At 79.3% G+C, this 1849-nt stretch carries 2 protein-coding genes; one reads left to right on the top strand and one right to left on the bottom strand.

Going from position 1 to position 1849, the window contains the following annotated elements; genetic code table 11:
* Positions 1-38: 38 nt before the first annotated feature.
* Positions 39-1058 (top strand): CopD family protein, encoded by a 1020-nt coding sequence (locus A2U95_RS16905; protein WP_240957348.1) that lies wholly within the window; start codon positions 39-41, stop codon positions 1056-1058.
* Here the strand turns inward: A2U95_RS16905 and A2U95_RS16900 are convergent.
* Positions 1024-1737, bottom strand: coding sequence for a lysoplasmalogenase (locus A2U95_RS16900; RefSeq protein ID WP_166023434.1), 714 nt, complete (start codon positions 1735-1737; stop codon positions 1024-1026). The two genes, A2U95_RS16905 and A2U95_RS16900, sit on opposite strands and share 35 nt — an antisense overlap.
* Positions 1738-1849: the final 112 nt, after the last annotated feature.

Genomic DNA, 1849 nt, shown 5'->3' with positions numbered 1-1849 from the left:
GCTTGCCCGGATTCGTCCCCTCCGGTGAAGATCGTCCCGTGACCATGACGACGCCGACCTCCGGTCCCACGGCCGCGGGTGACGGGCCGGCACCCCGCGGGGCCGCCGGGCGGGCCGCCGCGCTGCTCGTCCTGCTGACGGCCTGGGCGCTGGTCCCGCTGCTCGGCCCGTCCGCCGCACTGCACGACAGCGGTGAGGCCGCGGCGCCGGGCACACCCGGGATCGGCCTGCTGCGGGCCGTCCTGTTCGCGGCCCTGTGCGTGCCGCTGGGCGAACTGTTCGTCGGCCGGGCGGCACGGCGGCTGCGGCCCGAGGGCCCGCGCCCCCCGGGCCGGTCGGCGGCGGCCGCCGGGGCGGGTTTCCTGGCCGCGCTGGGACTCGCGCTGGTCGTCGCCGCCGGCAACCGGGTGCCGCGCGGCTGGGGCGACCTGGACCTGGGCGGGCTGCAGTCGCACCGGGAGGGCCTGCTGGCCCTGACGGAGGTCAACGCCTTCCTGGTCGCCGGGCTGCTCGCCCTCTCCCGCCGCCCCGCCGCCCAGCTGTGGCCGCTGGGAGCCGTGGTCGTGGCGGAGTCGCTGCGGGCCCATCCCGCCTGGGACCACCACGACCCAACGACCGGGGCCGCGCTCACCGCCGTCCATCTGACCTGCGGCGCCCTGTGGGCCGGCGGGCTGCTGTACGCGCTGCGCGTCCTGCGGCTCTGGCGCGCCGAGGCGCCCGCCGAGGCCGCCGCGCTGCTCGGCCGGTACGCCCGCGCCGCCGCCCTGCTGCTGGCGGCGGTCACCGCCACCGGCGTGTGCAGCGCGCTGCGCCGGATGCCGCCGGGGACGGTGCTGGAGCAGCTGGTGACCACCGCCTACGGGCGGACGCTGCTGGCCAAGCTGGTGCTGGTGGCCGCGGTGGCCGCGCTCGCCCTGTGGGCCAGGCTGCGGCTGCGCCGGGCCGCCGACCCGCTCTCCGCGTGGGTCCCGGCGCGCGCCGAGGTGGTGGTGCTCGGGCTGGTGGTGGCCGCCTCGGGCCTGCTCACGGCATTGCCGGTGCCGATCCGCTGGCGGTGACGGCGGCGGGCCGCCGCTCCCGCGGCCGGACGTGGCCGAGCACACCCGCGGTGAGCAGCGCCTGGGCGGCGAGGTAGGTCGCCATGACCCACAGGCCGTGGACCGGCAGCGGGCCCCGGCCCGCCATCTCGGCGGCGATCAGCGAGTCGGAGACCAGGAACAGCGCCCCGCCCGCCGCCGCGAGGCGGCCCGTCCGGCCGGACGCCCAGGCCATCGCGGTGAGCAGGCAGCTGTACCCCGCCACCGGCAGGCGCAGGCCGGCGGGCAGGCCGGGGAGCAGCAGCACCATGAGCACGGCGAGCCCCGCCGCGTACACCACGGCCGTGCCGGCGCTCTCCGCCCTGCTCCGGCCGGCGCCGTGGCGGCGGAAGAGGGACAGGTAGGCGACGTGGCCGACGGCGAACGAGGCCATGCCGGCCAGGAAGGCGTCCCCGCCGACCGAGAGCATCACGTCGCCGCCCCAGCCGAAGGCCAGCGCGACCAGCAGGGTCCGCGGCGCTCCGGCCGCCGCGGCGGTCGCCGCCAGCAGGGGCATCAGCAGCGCCTTGGACACGGTCTCCACCGTGCCGTGGCCGGTGGAGACCGTCACCAGGTTGACGGCCGAGGCGAGCAGGAAGGCCGCGAACAGGGCCTTGCGCAGCCGGGGCGCGCGGCGCCCCGTCGTGATCGGGGTGCTCACGCGGACTCCTTCACGGTGGCGGCGGCGGACGCGGCCCGGGTCGCCGGTGCGGCGGACGCGCCCTGGGCCGCCGGTGCGGCGGCGGGCCCGGCGGGGACGGCGGGCTCCGCGG

This window comes from Streptomyces chilikensis, from assembly GCF_001642695.1.
Taxonomy (GTDB): Bacteria; Actinomycetota; Actinomycetes; order Streptomycetales; family Streptomycetaceae; genus Streptomyces; species Streptomyces chilikensis.
Note: the sequence above shows the minus strand (reverse complement) of the source record. Positions and strands in the feature narration are given on the sequence as shown.